Annotated in this window: 13 protein-coding genes; 2 read left to right on the top strand and 11 right to left on the bottom strand. The window is 37.3% G+C overall.

The annotated features are described in order from the left end of the window. Window positions 1-24: 24 nt before the first annotated feature. The 4 genes from CFT42_RS00765 to CFT42_RS00750 all read right to left on the bottom strand — a co-directional run bounded on the left by CFT42_RS00765 (window position 25) and on the right by CFT42_RS00750 (window position 7,110). Window positions 25-2,028, bottom strand: coding sequence for an N-acetylmuramoyl-L-alanine amidase (locus CFT42_RS00765; protein ID WP_117584596.1), 2,004 nt, complete (start codon window positions 2,026-2,028; stop codon window positions 25-27). Between the two features lie 149 nt (window positions 2,029-2,177). After that, complete coding sequence (locus CFT42_RS00760) at window positions 2,178-3,119, bottom strand: glycosyltransferase (RefSeq protein WP_088808695.1); 942 nt, start codon at window positions 3,117-3,119, stop codon at window positions 2,178-2,180. A 24-nt stretch (window positions 3,120-3,143) separates the two neighbouring features. Beyond that, on the bottom strand, window positions 3,144-4,799 hold the full coding sequence (locus CFT42_RS00755; RefSeq protein ID WP_159458134.1) for a DUF6020 family protein: 1,656 nt from the start codon (window positions 4,797-4,799) through the stop codon (window positions 3,144-3,146). Between the two features lie 304 nt (window positions 4,800-5,103). Continuing rightward, on the bottom strand, window positions 5,104-7,110 hold the full coding sequence (locus CFT42_RS00750) for an SH3 domain-containing protein (protein WP_088808693.1): 2,007 nt from the start codon (window positions 7,108-7,110) through the stop codon (window positions 5,104-5,106). Between the two features lie 247 nt (window positions 7,111-7,357). On the opposite strand from CFT42_RS00750, the gene CFT42_RS00745 reads away from it, so the two are divergent. Next, window positions 7,358-9,391 (top strand): DUF6270 domain-containing protein, encoded by a 2,034-nt coding sequence (locus CFT42_RS00745; RefSeq protein ID WP_088815153.1) that lies wholly within the window; start codon window positions 7,358-7,360, stop codon window positions 9,389-9,391. A gap of 36 nt (window positions 9,392-9,427) precedes the next feature. On the opposite strand, the gene CFT42_RS00740 is transcribed toward CFT42_RS00745, so the two are convergent. From CFT42_RS00740 to CFT42_RS00720, 5 genes are all read right to left on the bottom strand, one after another. Further along, entirely contained in the window at window positions 9,428-10,363 is a 936-nt protein-coding gene (locus tag CFT42_RS00740) for an ABC transporter ATP-binding protein (protein WP_088808691.1), read from the bottom strand. A 12-nt stretch (window positions 10,364-10,375) separates the two neighbouring features. Further along, a complete protein-coding gene (locus CFT42_RS00735) occupies window positions 10,376-11,188 on the bottom strand; it encodes an ABC transporter permease (protein WP_088809062.1) in 813 nt (270 codons plus the stop codon). Window positions 11,189-11,452: 264 nt separating this feature from the next. After that, entirely contained in the window at window positions 11,453-14,893 is a 3,441-nt protein-coding gene (gene pyc / locus CFT42_RS00730) for a pyruvate carboxylase (protein WP_088808690.1), read from the bottom strand. A gap of 261 nt (window positions 14,894-15,154) precedes the next feature. Beyond that, on the bottom strand, window positions 15,155-16,327 hold the full coding sequence (gene ftsW / locus CFT42_RS00725; RefSeq protein WP_088815152.1) for a putative lipid II flippase FtsW: 1,173 nt from the start codon (window positions 16,325-16,327) through the stop codon (window positions 15,155-15,157). Window positions 16,328-16,447: 120 nt separating this feature from the next. Next, a complete protein-coding gene (locus CFT42_RS00720) occupies window positions 16,448-16,726 on the bottom strand; it encodes an Fpa/YlaN family protein (RefSeq protein ID WP_088808688.1) in 279 nt (92 codons plus the stop codon). A gap of 160 nt (window positions 16,727-16,886) precedes the next feature. On the opposite strand from CFT42_RS00720, the gene CFT42_RS00715 reads away from it, so the two are divergent. Next, the gene (locus CFT42_RS00715; RefSeq protein ID WP_088808687.1) at window positions 16,887-17,120 is read left to right on the top strand and encodes a YlaI family protein; all 234 of its coding nucleotides are present in this window, start codon (window positions 16,887-16,889) and stop codon (window positions 17,118-17,120) included. Between the two features lie 54 nt (window positions 17,121-17,174). Here the strand turns inward: CFT42_RS00715 and CFT42_RS00710 are convergent, their stop codons facing one another. Then, window positions 17,175-18,032 (bottom strand): DUF5068 domain-containing protein, encoded by an 858-nt coding sequence (locus CFT42_RS00710; RefSeq protein WP_088808686.1) that lies wholly within the window; start codon window positions 18,030-18,032, stop codon window positions 17,175-17,177. 103 nt (window positions 18,033-18,135) lie between these two features. Next, window positions 18,136-18,735 (bottom strand): GNAT family N-acetyltransferase, encoded by a 600-nt coding sequence (locus tag CFT42_RS00705; RefSeq protein WP_244169912.1) that lies wholly within the window; start codon window positions 18,733-18,735, stop codon window positions 18,136-18,138. Between the last annotated feature and the right edge of the window lie 6 nt (window positions 18,736-18,741).

The following is an 18,741-nucleotide window of genomic DNA, read 5'->3' as shown; positions in this document are numbered from 1 at the left end:
GTCTCCCCCTTGAGGATTCACTATTTATTTACTTAAATAAACTTCGGGAATGTAACCTTTTAAATTATTGTAGGTCACATATAACCAACCATTTTTAGTTTTACTTAAATCTACAGCCACTTTTGCTCTAGCAGGAATCACACCAACAACGGCAGAATTCCAGTTACTATCGGCTCTTAAATTAATCGCATTTATCGCATAGTAAGCTGTATATTTATTCTCTTTTGAAACATATGCCTCAGACAAATATCCTGATTTCCCAGCATATGTCATGTAGGCCCAACCATTTTTCTCTTTAGAATCATTAATTTGCACTTTTTCACCAGCTGGCACCACGACACTAATCGCAGAACTCCAGTTGCTGTCAGCGCGAACATTTAGCAAATCATTAGCATAAGCATAACGAATCGGATTCGTTGTTTGCAAATACGTCCCCGGCAAATACCCTGCAACACCTTTATAAGTGATATACCACCAACCATCTTTGGCTAAAGCAGAGTTTACAGTTACGGCTTCACCAACCGGAACTGTTGTGGTGACGTTTGAATCCCAGCTACTATCTGCCCTAAGATTCAAATTATCCTTGCCATAGTAAGTGGCAATCGGGTTTGTAGTTTGCAAATAACTTCCAGGCATGTATCCTGAAACGCCGTTGTACGTAACATGCCACCAGCCATCTTTAGCGAGCGCACTGTTCACAACAACCGCTTTTCCTACCGGTACTGTTATCGCAACTTTTGAACCCCAATTGCTGTCAGCTCTTAAATTAAGATCATTTTTCCCATAATAGGTTTTCAATGGGTTTGTATCTTGAAAATAAGCAGCTGGAATATAGCCAGAAATGTTTCCAGTACTCGTGACATACGTGACATATGACCAACCATTTTTATTCTTTGATGAGTTAGCCACAATAGCTTTCCCTGCCGGAACAACGCCAGATACGCTTGAACTCCAACTAGAATCAGAACGTAAATTCAAGTTATCTTTTGCATAAACCGTTTTAAAGGTGTTCTGTGTTTGAATGTATGCATAAGGAATATATCCAATCGTTCCATTATAATTGACATAGGCCCAGCCATTCTTACTTTTAGCTGGATCAACTTTCATCGAACCACCAATTTTAATTGTTGCTACCGTCTTGGAAGACCAATTTGCATCCGCTCTTAAATTAATTGGCGAAGAAGCATAGTAAGTTACATCCATACGATCATATAAATACTGAACCAATTGGAAAAACTCATTAAATGAATAGTTCCATCTTGAAAAGTATCCAACCGGATCACTGTGTGTCGTACCACCTAGGTAACGTGATACAGCGTCATGAGACCAAACCGTTCCACTACCTGTATTATGGGCATTTACTGGTGCTAAATTATACTTCTTTAAAATATAAGCCGCATAGTAAGCATCATTATAAACAGAGCGGTAAAAACCATCTGCTGTTCGTTCACGTACTAGCTCAACTTGCACAAAATATGGATTTGCTTTCGGTCCAGCTCCCCAAACTGCATAATCAGTTGGATGGATTTCGATAATTTGATTATGATCTACGAACGTATGGACAAATGCATTTTGCCAATTGTTCGTCATATAGTTGATTTCTTGCGTAATCGTTGAATTATCATTAGCCGTTTCATGAATAACAATACCTCGAGGCTTCCCAACACCATCCTGATAAGCAAAGCGATCAAAATTCTTGATTTGTTGTTGAATAGTTGCTTTCGGATAGTTTTGGTTAATGATATGCTGATTTAGCGTAGAAAGAGACGTCGCGGATACTCCTGGAAGTGCAGAACGAAAAAGCATTTGGCCCTGTTCTTCCTCGACAGGCTTTTGCTTATTCTCATCTTTTTCTTCCTCAGTTTGTTGTTTTGGGGTATACACCTTTTCGTTAACTTCTTTATCTAAAATTTCATTTGCTCCAATACCACTGTCCCCAGATTCTGCTAAAACTTTCTCCGGATTCACAAAAAATAACATCAGAGAAAATATTCCAAGCAGAATAACAACCCAATTTCTTTTTTTCATAGCGCATCCTTTCTATTATTAAATTTGTAATCAAAAATGATTACTATACATTCCATTCTAGCGCCTCAACAACAAAACTTCAATAGGTCTTTATGTTTTAAAAATCCGTTTTTTCTGATTATTAATATGAAAAACGACTTAATATGTAATTAAGTCGTTTTTCGTGTTGCTTTTTCTTTATATTTTACTAACTCTAAAAAATAAATTTGTTTATTTCGATGTTGAATTGTATCTAAAATAAGTCCACAAATGAAAAATAACATAGCTAGAATGATTAAGCCTACAGCTAAAATAGCACTAGGGAACTTCAAAACTAACCCAGTTTTAGCAAAACCAACAAGCACTGGAATACCTACGGCTATGCCAATAATTAGGAACAATGCTGCCAAAATGCCAAAGAACAAAAACGGTCTGCTATTTTTAAATAAGCGTATAATAGTACTAATTACCTTCATCCCATCAGAAAATGTATCCAGTTTCGATTCGCTTCCTTCAGGGCGGTCACGGTAATCAATTGGAATCTCTTTAAGTAAAAAACGATTTTCTAGCGCATGAATACTCATTTCTGTTTCAATTTCAAACCCTGGGCTTAGTACTGGCATTGTCTTTACAAAATACCGATTAAAGCCACGGTAGCCTGTCATGATATCACGAATATTACTCTTAAAAATACTATTAATCGTGTTGCGCACTAAATTGTTCCCAAAATCATGGAAGTTCCGCTTATTTTCGCTCGAATACGTTCCATTACTTAAACGGTCACCAATGACCATATCAGCCTCGTTATTTCTTAGAACGTCTAAAATTTCGTGCACAGCTCCTGCAGGATATGTATCATCGCCATCAATCATCACATAGTAATCTGCATCTATGTCTGAGAACATGCTTCGAACAACATTCCCTTTTCCTTGTCTAACTTCCGAACGTACAATTGCACCTTCTTCTTTCGCAATTTCAACTGTTCGATCGCTTGAATTATTATCGTATACGTATATGTCAGCATTTGGTAATTCTTGCTTAAAATCCCGTATTACTTTTCCTACAGTAATTTCTTCATTGTAACAAGGGATTAAAACAGCCACTTTTTCCATGTTTTTCTTTGCCTCCAAATAATTCTAATTTTTTTCCAAGTTTAGCTTTGCAACAAAAAATAGGAAAGGCACTGTGAAAATGAAGCTAAAACTGTATCTAAAGTCTGTCGCTGGCATCGCAACAGCAATTGTTGCAACAGCTAGAAACGCTGGTACAAAAAGTAGCCAACTTAATCTTCTGCCCCTACCAAGATTTGAAACAAATGCAACTAGAAGTAGCAATAACGGAATTGCCCCTTTAAGTAAAATATTTTGCCAATCCGTTCTAACTTTTTCCATAAGTTGGTTTAAAAAATTGTCATAGCTTGTAAATTTAGAGTCGGAATATAGCGGTTTAGCAGATGGCTCAACACTATTTTTAATGTAATCTTCATAAGAAAGATTGCTGTCTACACCTACAGACTTAAGCTCATTCATATAGCGTTCGTACCCTGCCCGATTAACCTTTTCAACATCATTCGGCGTATTTGTCATTATCGCAAATGTTCGAATATCATAATTAATATCTTGTAATTTTGCTGTTGAACCGAAAAAGACTGAATAGTTGTCTGGCGACTGATAACGCCAAATCGCACTAGTTTGATCCAAATATGATTTTACATAAATCCCAAAATTATCCGTCATTAACTTCGCCCAGTTTTTAATGTATAGCCCAAAATCCGCATCAATAGGCGCAGAGTTATAAGCTGCATCATGTTTAATTGGGTCAACCGTATAAGGATTATAGTCTTTTTTCCAATTTTCTTCAGGTAAAATTTCAGTAAAATAGTCCTTTAATTCTTTTGTAAACTGACCGTTGTAATAAAAAGTTGCACCAATTTGTTGTGAAGGAATCGCTAAAGCTTGGTTTAACGGATTTTGCTGCACATTTAGTGCGTTTGCAACCGGACCATTGAAAAGCAAATTCATTGCCATAACGATAACAAACACAAAGCCCATTCGGATTCTGAAACCCTTCATAAAAATGACTAAAAGAAGCAAAGTAACGACGACAATAAATACACCATTATTTCTTAAATTAATTGTTACAAAAGCTACTAAAATAAGTGCAGTAAGATTAAGTGGTTTTTTCAACCAAGTACCGTTTGAAGCAACAATTTTTGCTAATAATGTTGTGAATAATAGAATGAATGCCGCGAACGGAATATCTTTCCACGCTGTCACACTATATAACATCATAACAGGCCAAAGCGCGTAGCCAAAAGCAAGTAAATACCCTAAAAATTTCGGTAAACCTAATTTCGTTAACGAATAGATGGCATAGCCAACAATAAGTGCCACTACGACGATTTGAGTGAAAATATAACTAGCTGGAGAATTATAAATATTAGATGTGAACTCCACCCATAAGGTGTGTAGTAGCGGATGCCATGCGCTATACTGCCTAACATCATGTGCCATTGCCCATTGATAATAAGAATCAAAAGTCATTTTTGCTGGAAAATAAGCTAAAAATGAAAACATCCATGAAACAAAAGGTATGCCGGCATATATGGCTAATTCATATTTTTTAATTCGACTCTTAACTAAAGGTGAGAACGGATGAGCAAGTTCAAGTAAAAGTAAGTAAAATAAATTTGTTAAAAAGTAAAATGCCCCTAATATGTAGATAAAGCTTATTATTGTGTGAGACGATAAATTTCCTAAATATGTAGATGCTAACCAAAATGCAGCTATCAAAATGCTACCCACGCATTTTAGCCAATTAAATGTGAGATGTTCCAATTGTCGTATGCATAAAAAAAGCATTGCTCCAAAGGAAAAGATAACTAAAAAACTAATGATATCAAATTTATAAAAGCCTAATAAACAAATAAATCCGATAAAAATAGAGAAAAGATACCACATCTTTTTTTTGCTCTTCAAAAAACCATCCTCCTTTTCAAACTATCTATTAATATAGCAAAATAAACTTTTTTAATCAACTTCTACTATAAAAATACAACATGAAAAGCCAAAGGTAATAATACCCTTGGCCTTTTGTTTACCTATAAATTGGTGTATCAAATTCTTGGGTGTAACGCGTAAGCTTGCTATAAATTTGATTCATTGTATTCACTTGCTTGTATGCCCAAGCAATGTCAGTTGCATACAAATGAGTACCTGGAGTAGCTGGATTCCATCTCATTTTGTATAACGTATTTTGACCTGCATTAATGTACTTATCACCAATAAATTTAGCTCCACCTATAATCGCTTTTTCAGGTGTGTCCCAACCTTCTTTATAGGCGCGTTCTGAGCCTTTTTGAAGTGGCGCGCTATCAACAGCTCCAATGCCATACATGTTATACACCTTTTTAGGTGTAACAGGTTTGCCATCTACGCTGCTCACAACTACACCATTTGCTAATTGAGATGTACCATTACCTGTTTCTAGAAGCGCATGTGCCAGCAAATAAATTTCGCTAACACTATTTTGCTGAGCCGCAGTTTGGAAACTAGTTGCTTTATTCGCTAGTATTCCTTTTCCAGCTAAGACCGTTCGATTAACCTCTGCTGGATCAATGTTTGCTGGCTTCGACAAAATAAGAAATTGCAAGTAGCTTGCTGAGTTTTTACTAAAATTATTAGGATTTAAATAATAGGCAGTATCAGTTCGATTGGCATTAAACCATTGTCTCGAAAAGTTCACTTGATACCATTTCTTCTTGTTGCTATCAGTTATCGTATTTAAAACGGTAAATGTCTGATCTTTTTTCAACGTTGCTACAACAAAACCATTGGTATTAGCGGCACTTCTAACTGAAATGTTAGTAGCCGTAACTTTGCCGCTTGTGCCTGTAACAGATGTTCCATCACTTGAAATATACATTTGACTTGGTTTTTTATCCGTCTGCGGAGTTAGCCTCATGTTTGTATCAAGCATGCTTGAAAACGTTGTAGGATAAGTTGTCGTGTAATAACGTTTTTGGATAGGAGCCCCATTAGACAAGTATCCTAACTTCGTATAACCAGGAATATTGTTATACACTACACGCACCCATTCTTTACCGATATCAGCCTTATTAACGAGTGCAGGTTGATTCGCAGGAATCGTTACGGTGGTTGGTGAATTATAGTCTTGTTTATTTCTTAAATTAACATTGTTAATTGCATAATAATTAACATATGTGGCATTAGGAATTTTAGCTGTAACATATCGCAATTGCATATAACCTTTTCGACCATTTGCTTGAAATTCTGTCCAGCCATTGCTATCTGTTGATCCTTGCAAAGCATACATGACTTGTCCTTTTGGTACCACGTAAGAAACGCTTGTTGAAAAATCACGACCTGATCGCAGATTTACTACATCAGAAGCATAATAATCGTTGTATGTCTTACGAGGATCATAGCCACTTAAATAACGTTGCTGCATATAACCAACGATATTATCTTGATAAATAATTCGCACCCATCCCGCACTATTTGCTGAGTTGTCTTCCACAGAAAAAGATGCATTTGTTGGAATTTGAGTTACCGTTGCTGAATCAAAAGTTGCTGATTTACGTAAATTAATCGGGCTCGGCGCATAATATGTGCCGTAACCTTTCGAGGGATTATACAACGTTAAATAGCGTTTTTCCATATAACCCTCTTTTTGATTATACATAATTCGTACCCAATTATTTCCATCTGCGGAGTTGTCTTCAACAATAAACGATGCATTTTTTGGAATAACGACAATCGTTTTTGAATCAAATGTTCGATTTTCACGCAAATTGATATTTGATGGCGCATAGTAAGTCGTGTATGTTTTAGTTGGATTTGTATTCGCGAAATAACGCGTTTGCATATATCCTTTATATGACTTATATGTGACCTCTGCCCAATCATTTTTGTCCTTTGATCCATCAAGCACCTTAAAGGATGCATTTTTCGGAATTTGAACAATCGTTTTGCTATCAAACGTTCTGCTTGCTCTCAAATTAATTGTATTTGGCGCATAATACGTACTATATGACGTAGCAGCTTGAGCATTTTCTGTCACAGGCAGAATGAATAGCAACATAAGAGCTAAACAAATCAAAAATCGCCAATGATTACTTCTATGTTTGATTAAAATCTCCTCCTTGTTTACTTTGGTACTTTTTAGTTATAACATATATTACAGCGCTTGCGGTCAAAAAATAGAATTGTAAAGAAATCGAAACATCTTTCGACAAAAAATATACACTTTTTAAGCAATGAAAGATTTAAATTTTTCTTTTTATGGTACAATATTTTATGTGAGCATTACAATGAAAAGGAGAATACGCATGGAAGTTATCGCTGCTAAAATTACTACCTCTACAGAAACACAATCTTGGTTAATTGATTTAAAAAGTTCTGTAGACATTCAAACTGTTTCTGCAGTTTATAAGCAACAAAACCAGTTTATCCATCCGGCGAAGTCATTTGAGTTAAAAACCGCTTTTGCAGATGGTTTCTATCAAATAGAAGTCCCTTTTGCTTTACTCTCTAAACAATCGCTTCACGACCGAAAAACAAATTGGACATTTTTATGCCATACAAGTCGAGGCGAAGCTATCGTTCAAACGAATGACATCAGCCAAGTAGATACATTAAAAGATGCTGATAGCTTTTTTGAATTTGAGTTTAATCTTTCAACGAGTAAGCTTATTCTAGTCGCAACGCCTAAGCCATTTCAGGCCATATTAGAAACATTTACTTTAACCAAAAATGGTTTTAGTGGTTCCGGTTCTATTCAAGCAGATGCTTTTAACTGGGCTAGACAAAACTTGAAATTGCAGTTGGTGATTAAAAGACGTCCTAACCCTACCCTCTATAACTATTTTGAACATGTACAAAAATTCGAACTTTTTGATATTAAAAATCAGAATTTTAGCTTTGACATTTCTTTTGATAGATTAGATTATGCTTTCTTAGTAGATGATTTAAATAATTTAGACTGCTTTTTAGTTGTAAAAACTGCTGGCCAAGAATCTCATCCTATGTACTTAGATTTAGCCGAATCTTTGAAAAACAATGTGGATCAAACTGTTTTTCCGGATGCAATTCCTTACACGAGTATTTCTTTTTATAAAACTGGCTCAAATCGGTTGGCTTTTTATTTTATCAAAAAAGTGGAGCAAGAAGTGCAAATACAGAGTTTTTCTGAGAGTTCAAAAGAGCTATCGTTTAAATTTGCAAGTCAACACTCACTAAAGAATGGCAAATTTGTTTTAAAACGGCGCGATAAGAAATTCTTGAAATTTGAGTATTTAGAAGAGCTGATTTTTCCTTTTAAAACAAACTGGTTATCGTCCTATCATGTAAAAGTAAATAAAGCGAATTTATTTCCGTTCGATACTTTCAAGCCATATCAAATTTGGGATGCATTTATTCGTCTTGATGGTTTCCCTGATTTTCCTGTTTATGTGCCTGAAAGTATTCAATTTGAGAATAAATTACAAACGGCTCCCAAAAAAGCATTTGATTTTAAATTAGCTAAAATGTCTAGAAATAATTTATATATTCGAATTGCTCCAAGTCCAACGAGCAAAGGACAAGCTAAAAATATCGCTGTACTGGGAACTTGCTTTAGTCGCAATGCGTTTAACTCCTCCCCTTATTTTAATCCAGAGTATAAGTCTTTCTTTCATGTTGCTCTTACGCAAATGCATTCCTCGCTCATAAGCATTATGACGGAAGATTTTGATGAAAAAGTGGATTTTAATAAGTATAAGGATGAAATCACTCATTTTGATATGACTTATATGAAAGACGATTTTAAGAAGGATTTCTTTAAGCGGCTAAAAAAAGCAAAACCGGATTATTTTATTATTGATTTATATGCCGATGCTATTCGCCCTGTTATGTGGTTGAATGATAAAACGGCCATTACTTTTTCCTACATTGTTGAAGGTAGCCACATTGCTGATGATTTACCTTGTCACCGAATGATGACGCATTTGAATGATGAAGAATTTTTTAACGAATGGACGCATTATGCCGATCGTTTTATTGAAGAACTTACGACAATTATTCCTGAAAACCGGATTATCTTGAATAAAGGCGGCTTCACCTGTGAGTATTATGATGAAGTTGGGAAAAAAACAGTTTATCCAAATAAAATGGCTATTCAAAAAGCACAGTATTTATGGGACCGTTTAAATAACTACTTCTTGTTGAAAGCACCAAACGTTCGTGTCATTGATTTCACGAACAAAGGCTATATCGGTGATTATTACTATCCATTTGGGCATTCCTTTTCACATTTCGAATCGGATTACTACAAAGATTTCTTGAAAGAAATGATTTATATTGATCAAACCGATCGGCTTCTATAAAAAGAACAGCTGAACCAAAATGGTTCAGCTGTTCTTTTAAAATAAACCTAAAAATGAATGTCCTGTCGCAACTAAAGTTCCAAAAAGAGCCAGACAAGCTACGCCCGAAACGAGTAGCCATTTATCGCTTACTTTTACTTTTTGTTCACTAAAGGCTGGGTTCTCATGAATTTCTTCAGGACGGCTTTTTTGTGCTGCTTTCATTTCTAGTTGGTAGGCTTTCTTAAACGATCTCGATTGTTCATTAAACCATTTTACAAACGACTCATAGGACTCCGCCACTTCATTTGCTGCGCCAATTTCCTTTAAGCTACCGTAATGCATCCAAATAATACGGTCACATAGCTTTTTCACTTGCTCTAAGGAGTGACTCACAAAAACAATCGTCTTCCCTTCTGCTTTAAACGACTCGATTTTATTCACACATTTATGATAAAATGTGTCATCCCCGACAGAAAGAGCTTCATCGATAATTAAAATATCCGGGTCAATATGAACCGATACAGCGAATCCCAGGCGTGAGCGCATGCCGCTTGAATAGTTTTTGACGGGTTGGTTGATAAAATCGCCAATGTCGGCAAAATCGATAATATCTGGTAGGATACGTTCAATTTGTTTGTTCGTTAATCCTTGCATAAGGCATTTCAGGCGGATGTTTTCAAGCCCAGTGAGTGGTCCCTTGAAACCTGCATTAATCGCAATGAGCGATGCCACGCCATTTGTTTTAACTTCGCCTTCTGTCGCCTGCACGATACCAGCCATAATACTTGAAATCGTGGACTTTCCAGAACCGTTAATGCCAATAATACCGATTGACTCCCCTTCAAAAATAGTAAAGGACACATCTTTTAATGCCCAAAATGAATCTTGGGACTCTTTACGGAAGGCAGCTTTCATACTTTCCGCCTTACTCGCAAATAAATCGTATTCTTTAGACACGTGCTTAAAAGATACTTTTAGATTTGTACTCATACAAAACGCTCCTTATACGAAATCAACGAATCTTTCGCGGAATTTCATGTGTAAGATTGATCCGACAAAGAGGAAAAATAAGGTGAGCAGCCAGAAATAAATCGTATAAGACGGCGACTCCCAGAACCATTTTCCGAGCAGAAGCGAATCTCTAAAGCCGTCTACAATGTACATAAATGGATTTAGTTTTAATAGGTTAGCAGCCCATTCAGGCAATAGTTGCGGGATATTCCAAACAATCCCAGTTAAATAAAATAAAACGCGCATAACGCTTTGAAGCGCCATGTAGTAATCTCGTACTAAGACAGTGATTGTCGCATTGAAAAGCGAAAAGCTAAATAAGAATAAAATCATCGAAACGAAATAATAGAGGTATTGCCCCCAGTAAATACTGATAGGTGTTCCTTTCACTAAGAAAATGATTACCATAATGATGGTCATCACAAAATAGCTCATTAGATTCGAGATGATAGTAATATTCGGCAAAATGCTCATCGGAAAATTCATTTTTGATACGAGATGAATTTTATTAAAAATACTATTTGTTCCTTGCATGACAACACTGTTAATGAAGAACCACGGCACAATTCCCGCTAGCATCCATTCAAGGAAACTAACGTCTGTCCCTTGAAGTGTGGAGCTTCCTCTTAACCCGTAACCAAAGACTAGGAAATAAATAGCGACTTGAATTAGCGGATTTAAAATCTCCCATAATAATCCTAAGTAGTGACTTTGATAGTTCGCTCGGTCTTCATAACGCGAAATACGAATCATCATCGGAGTATATTTAATTTGTTCTTTTAAAACTTCCCATACTTGTTTCACAAAAACACTTCTTTCCAAGTTTAGTAAATAAATTCTCGTCAATTTATCTCTCTCTTATAAAAATCGCCTCCAAGTTAGAAGCCTACGGATGTCGATGTATTTGTATGTTTTCTTATGTAACGCCTTCCGTTTCGCATAAGCTGCTTTCATTTGGTGGGAGAACCACCTTATGTTAAGTTACCTCAAAACGTAATATTTGTAAAGTAATTTCAAGCCTTTTTTCATAAAAAAGGGGCATGGCGAGCCATGCCCCTAGAGGTTTTCTTAAATGCGTGCGACTTCCATTAACAGATCGCCAGATTCAATCGTATCACCGTCTGATACGAAAATAGTTTTGACTTCACCATCAAATGGTGCTTGAATGGTCGTTTCCATCTTCATCGCTTCCGTGATGAGAAGTGGGTCGCCTTTTTTCACTTTTTGTCCTTTAGCCGCAACAACTTGGATAACAGAGCCAGTCATTGTTGCACCTACATGTTCCGGATTCGTCGTATCAATTTTACGCCGCGCAACAACAGTCGCTTGTACGTTGAAATCTTGCACGTTAATTTCACGTGGTTGACCGTTTAATTCGAAGTAGATGACTCGTGTTCCGTCAGCAATTGGTTCTCCGATAGAATTCAATTTGATGAGCAGGATTTTTCCTTTTTCAAGCTCCACTTGAATTGTTTCGCCGAGACGCATTCCTTTATAGAATGTTGGTGTATCAAGAACTGTTACATTACCATATTTATCAATCATTTTTTGATAATCAAGGAATACTTTTGGATAGAGAATGTAAGCCATCACATCGCGTTCAGTTGGCTCGTAGCCCATTTTTTCTTGTAATTCTTCTTTTACTTTAGAAAAATCAACTGGCTCCATAAGCGCTCCCGGACGATCGATTAGTGGCTTTTGACCTTTTAATACGAGCTTTTGTAGCTTCTCAGGGAATCCTCCGTACGGCTGTCCAATTTCGCCGCGGAAAAATTCAATGACCGAATCAGGAAAATCAATCGTATCTCCTTTTTCATAAACAAGCTCTTCTGTTAAATCGTTTTGTACCATGAAGAGTGCCATGTCACCGACAACTTTTGAAGAAGGTGTCACTTTTACGATATCGCCAAACATTTGGTTCACTGTAGAGTACATTTCCTTCACATCATCAAAACGATCGCCCAGTCCTACAGCCGTTGCTTGTTGTTGTAAGTTGGTATATTGGCCACCTGGCATTTCGTGTACATATACTTCTGTTTGCGGTGAATTGAGCGCATTATCGAAGTCTTTATAGTATTTCCGAACATCTTCCCAGTAATGGTTCAAAATTTGCGAGTTATGCGCATCTAAATTTGTTTGGCGCTTCCCGTTTACAAGACCGTAATAAAGACCTGTCATGCTCGGTTGGCTCGTCGCCCCACTCATCGCGCTTGACGCAACATCGACAATATCCACGCCAGCACTAACTGCAGCAGCATATGTGTAAATTCCATTACCGCTCGTATCATGCGTGTGCAAATGAATTGGTACATCGACCGTATCTTTTAGTTCGTTAATTAAACGATAAGCAGCTTGTGGTTTTAAAAGGCCTGCCATATCTTTGATACCGAGGATATGTGTCCCTTGCGCCACCAATTCTTTGGCCATATCTTTGTAATAATCGATTGTGTATTTTGTACGCGTTTCGTCATCAATATCACCTGTGTAACAAATTGTCGCTTCCACAATTTTGCCTGTATCGCGAACAGCTTCAATGGACGTTTCCATTCCTTTAATCCAGTTTAAGCTATCGAACACACGGAAAACATCGACGCCTGACTGAGCGGAAAGTTTCACGAATTCGCGAATGACGTTATCTGGATAGTTTTTGTAACCGACGCCGTTTGCACCACGAAGCAACATTTGGAACATGACGTTTGGAATTTGTTTGCGCAAGGTTTCTAAACGTACCCACGGGTCTTCATTTAAGAAACGATAAGCGACATCAAACGTGGCACCACCCCACATCTCGAATGAAAACATATTTGGAAGCAAATGCGCCATAGCATCTGCAATTTGGAAAATATCTTTAGAGCGAACGCGTGTCGCGAGCAAGGATTGGTGCGCATCACGAAGCGTGGTGTCTGTGAGTAATACTTCATCTTGTGACTTCACAAAATCCACTACACCTTCTGGCCCTTTTGCGTCTAAAATTTGTTTCGTACCTGGTTCAATTTTTTGTCCGTAAGGGATTTTTGGCACTCGTGGCTCATTATAAACTGGCTTTTCATCTTGCTTAATTCCCGGGAAGCCGTTCACGGTGACGTTACTAATATAACGCAGGGTTTTTGTCCCGCGGTCGCGTACGTGAGGGAATTTAAATAGTTCTGGCGTTGAGTCGATAAACGATGTGTTGTAGTTTCCGCTAATGAAGTCTGGGTGACGTGCTACGTTTAATAGAAACGGAATATTCGTTTTTACGCCACGAATTCGGAATTCAACTAGATTACGAACCATTTTTCTTAGTGCTTGCTCAAATGTCATACCCCATGTTGATAATTTTACGAGTAGTGAATCATAGAACGGTGTTACGACTGTTCCTTGGAAACCATTCCCCGCATCAAGACGGACACCAAAACCACCTGTTGAACGGTAAGTATTGATTCGTCCAGTATCCGGCATAAAATTATTAAGTGGATCTTCTGTTGTGATACGGCATTGAATAGCTGAACCTTGAATACGAATATCTTTTTGTTGCGGGATAGCAACGAGTTGGTCATGCATTGAATAGCCATCTGCAATAAATAATTGCGACTGCACAATATCAATTCCAGTAATCATTTCTGTGATGGTGTGCTCTACTTGAACACGCGGATTTACTTCGATAAAGTAGAAATCTTCCCCTTCAACAAGAAATTCAACTGTACCTGCGTTTAGATAATCCACGTTTTTCATTAATTTAACAGCTGCCGAACAGATGCGCTCACGTAAATCTGATGTGATGGCATTACAAGGGGCAACTTCCACTACTTTTTGATGGCGTCTTTGGACAGAACAATCACGTTCAAACAAATGAACGATATTGCCATGCGAGTCGCCTAAAATTTGAACTTCAATATGCTTTGGATTCATGACGCATTTTTCAACGTAAACTTCATCGTTACCGAAAGCAGCTTTTGCTTCTGAGGCAGCCCGTTCAAAGGCTTCCTTTACATGCTCTTCTGATGGAACAACACGCATACCTCTTCCGCCGCCGCCTAAAGAAGCTTTAATCATGAGCGGATAACCGTTTTTCTTACCAAATTCAACGACGTCATCAATTCCAGAAACAGGACCATCGCTTCCTGGGATAACTGGAATATCAGCTAGTAAAGCTTGTTCTTTCGCTTTAATTTTATCGCCAAACATGTCTAAATGCTTCGATTTAGGACCAACAAAAATGATGCCTTCTTGTTCACATCTGCGCGCAAATTCAATGTTTTCAGACAGGAAACCATATCCTGGATGAATCGCATCAACTTCTGCTTCTTTTGCAATTTCAATGATATTTTCGATATCTAAGTAGGCATCGATTGGTTTTTTACCCTCTCCGACGAGATAAGCTTCATCCGCCTTATATCTATGAAATGCTCCCGTATCTTCTTGTGAATAGATTGCTACTGTCTTGATTCTGAGTTCAGTACATGCACGTAACACGCGAATTGCAATTTCACCGCGGTTTGCTACTAATACTTTTTTAATATTATTCATTTTTCTCCTCCTAACCAACACTCTGCCTTTTTAGCACAAAATAACCTTCTGGTTGCTTAAACCCTTTTTATCAACAACAAGAAAGCTCTTTTCATTTTGTTTATTCTGTCATGTAAAAAGCGGTATATAAATTCAATTATAGTATTAAAACATACTAGATGTAAATTACTTTCTACCAATTTTTTAGAAAGTCTACAAAACAAACGAATATTTTTGAAAGAATGAGGCAAAACATTCGTCATGTTTTGCCTCATTCTCCAATCATATTTCCTCTTGTTTTCCGTATTTCCGCTGATAGTTTGTGAACATCCCCACGTTTGCAACAATTCCAATTAAAATTGACATAACCATTAGCGAGGAGCCCCCGTAACTAATGAACGGCAATGTAACCCCAGTAATTGGAATTACACCAGTTGCACCGCCTAAATTGATAAATGACTGTATGCCAATAAGTCCAGCCGTCCCGTAACAAAGCAAAGCACCAAATGGATTGTTCGCACGTAATCCAGTCAAAATAATTCTAAAAATCATGAAGAACAGTCCGAAAATAACAACTAACACGCCGAATATGCCTAGTTCTTCAGCAATGACAGCTATAATGAAATCGGTATGCGCTTCTGGCAAATAACCAAGTTTTTGTACACTTTCTCCTAAGCCTTGTCCAAAAACACCTCCAGAACCGATGGCAAAAAACGAGTTGACGAGTTGATGTCCTGTATTGCCTCGGTCGATAAACGGGTTAAGGAAACTTGTCAGCCTTCCCATTCTAGTCGGAGAAATGATTTCTTTTTGAATTTCATCTGGCAGCAGAAGCACTATAACGCTTAAAATTAAAATGATACCTAGTCCAAGCCCAATTAGTTTTAAAATTGTTTTAAGACGCATGCCTGAACATATAATGATACAGCAGCCTGTCATAAAAATAATAAATGCGGAGCCAATGTCTGGCTGAATGGCAATTAAAAAGCAAACGACCGCTAGGAAGAAAATAGGTGGCAATACACCGCGGTTAAAATCATCAATGTATTTTTGCTTTTTCGCATAAATCGCGGCTAAATAAATGATGACCGAGATTTTCACAAATTCCGCTGGTTGAAGCGAAGCAGTACCTAGTCTAAACCAACTTTGTGCATTGTTTGCCGTATGCCCCATCGCAAAAATAAGTAAGAGTAATAAAACGGAGCCGAACATCATCGGAATTAAAAATTTATTGTTTTGATAAATTCGGTATGGGAAAAAAGCAAACAAACCGAAACATAGCAAGCTAATCACTAAATTTTTAACTTGGCGCAAATAGTAAAAGTCCGCAGGCAAATCTTGCCGATAAGCAAGCGACCAACTGGAACTATAAACCATAATCAAGCCAAATATACATAGGACAAGATACACTGCTATTAACGAATAATCATACGATTTTAGAATTTTTTTAAGCATAGTCCTCTTCCAATCTTTGTTGCGCTTTTTTAAGCGTTCTATTTTAACATTATAAAGAAAAAGAGCCTAGGTGTAAACGAAAAAAAGCGTCTACAGAATTTGTAGACCCTTTTTAAAATCTCACTGTTTGTTCATTGACAATTCATGTAATGTCGACAATTCTTTTTCTAATGTTGCTAGAAGACGTTTGCCTTCTTCCATATCAATTAAGCCAAGTCTAGTTGCAAAATTAATTTCACGGGATAAACCGTACATTTGTGTATCTAGTACTTCTTCGTACGCTGGACACTGTGGCAAAGTTAAATTATCCATCTGAACTTTAATCAGTTGCAAAATTCGACGCGAATCTTCTTTTAGTAACTCAACAGCCTGATCTCGGTGGCTTGTATTTTCAGTCATCACAGCGACCTCCCTCTCTATGCGTTCTCTAGACGCTTCAATCTATTAATAAATTAAGTATAGCACAAAATCGATGGACTGCAAACGGTTTATGTTAAAAATCGCGCTTCTCTTCTTTTTCTTTAAAACATGCTATAATGGATTCACGAGGTGATTTTTCATGAAAGCAACTTGCATTTTATGCGACCGGATAGACGATTTAGACAAACGTGAATTTAAAACGAAGCAACTGCGCAATAAACCAATTCGTATGTATATTTGCCCAGATTGCGATCATCGCGTTGCTATTCAAACGATGGCGCGAATCAATTCCGGGAAATTTCATTTTAATAAGCCGTTCAATAAACCGCTTAGTCAATTAAAGCGCGAAATTTTAGAGCGGGAATCTAAATAAAAACTGCGTGTAGCGCTTAGCTTAACCTGCTAAGTGGAACTACACGCAGTCTTTTTAATTTAAAGTTAATGTTGCAACTGCCGCTTCACTTTTCGGCAAGCTAGCATCAAACTGTCCTGGACTAGGAACTGCAACGCTTGGGCTCGCTTTAAAGTCCGCATATTTGGCATCATCCATCATGTACGTAATGAAGCCTTCTGCTGTTTTCCCTGGGCTAAACACATAAGGATCAGCTGCACTTCCTGCTAAATGGTACTTATTCGGAATGAAATTATCTAGGCTACCACCAGTACTTTTACTTTTTCCAACTAAATTAATTTGCTCGGCTTTATAAGTAATATCTTTCGTTGTTTTGTTAAAAATTGATACGTCTAATGTGACGACATACCCGCCGTGTTTCATGTAACTTTCAGGTGAGTAAACATCAATTTCCTTCGTCGGATTTTGAACGCGCTCTACTTTATATTGATTAATACGAATAACAAGCGAATTAAAATCTTTTATAAAAGATGGACTGTAATTTCCAGAAACAGTAGTCACTTGACCGCCTGTAATTGGCAATACGTTTGATACGCTAAATGCTGATTTATCAATTTGCGGTGCTGCAATCGTTTGTTTCGCTGCATCATTTGAATTCTCCGATGCATCTTTGTTCTGACTTTGATCCTGATTTTCATCAGCTGCTGGTTTGTCTGCTTCCGAGTTATCTTTACCATCATCAGAAGTTGTATTTGTATCCGCATCTTCTTTTTCCGCCTCAGATGTTGCCTCTTTTTTTGCAGTTTCCTTCTTCTGTACTTTTTCTTGCTTTTCAGATGTTTTTTCTTTATCAGAATTTGTTGCATCTGTTCCACAAGCCGCGCCTAAAATCGCGATGCTCAAAATGATTAAGCTTAGTAACCACTTTTTCATACTAAACACACTCCTTTCTCCTTATACTATAGCAAAAAACTGGGAATATTACAATCATATTACAATAAAAAGACCGCCAAAAAAATGGACTGGTCTTTTTCTGTTAAGCAGTTTCTTCAGTTCGCTTCATATAAATTAAATAATTTACGCCACTACGCTTCTTATGTTTCATTTCAACGCGCATAAATTCTTTGAAACCAAGTTTTTGATAGAGCATAACAGCATGGCTATTCGTATCCGCCACTTCAAGCGCGTAAGAGGTGAATCTGGCTGTTTCAAGGAGCGACTGAATAAGCGTGCTTGCTACTCCCATGTGCCGGTAATTTTCCGAAGTAGCTACGAATTCAATGTAGCCGAGTCCAACTTCTGACGGGAACGGATATTGCTTCTCTTCAAATTCATATTTTAAAACTTTAAAAGCAATGCTTCCGCGAATAAAACCGAGGTGTTTGCGTAACTCCTTTTTATCCAAAATAAGTGTTGGCTTTGAACCATCGTTTAGCGCGGTCATTCCGGCAATTTCCTGATCGATTATGGCCAGATGAAAGACGTCTAATTGGAATGCATGACTAAAGGCTTTCGCGAGCTTTTTCTTATCTTTCGAGAAAAATTTCAGCCACTGATAAAAGCCGTCCACAAAAATACGGCTCATTTCCATGCGTGGGTCCTTACGACACTCTGTAGAAGTAATTACTTGAATCAATGTGTC

This window comes from Listeria goaensis (assembly GCF_900186125.1).
Taxonomy (GTDB): domain Bacteria; phylum Bacillota; class Bacilli; order Lactobacillales; family Listeriaceae; genus Listeria; species Listeria goaensis.
The sequence above is the reverse complement of the archived record's forward strand: the minus strand, read 5'-3'. Positions and strand labels throughout refer to the sequence as shown.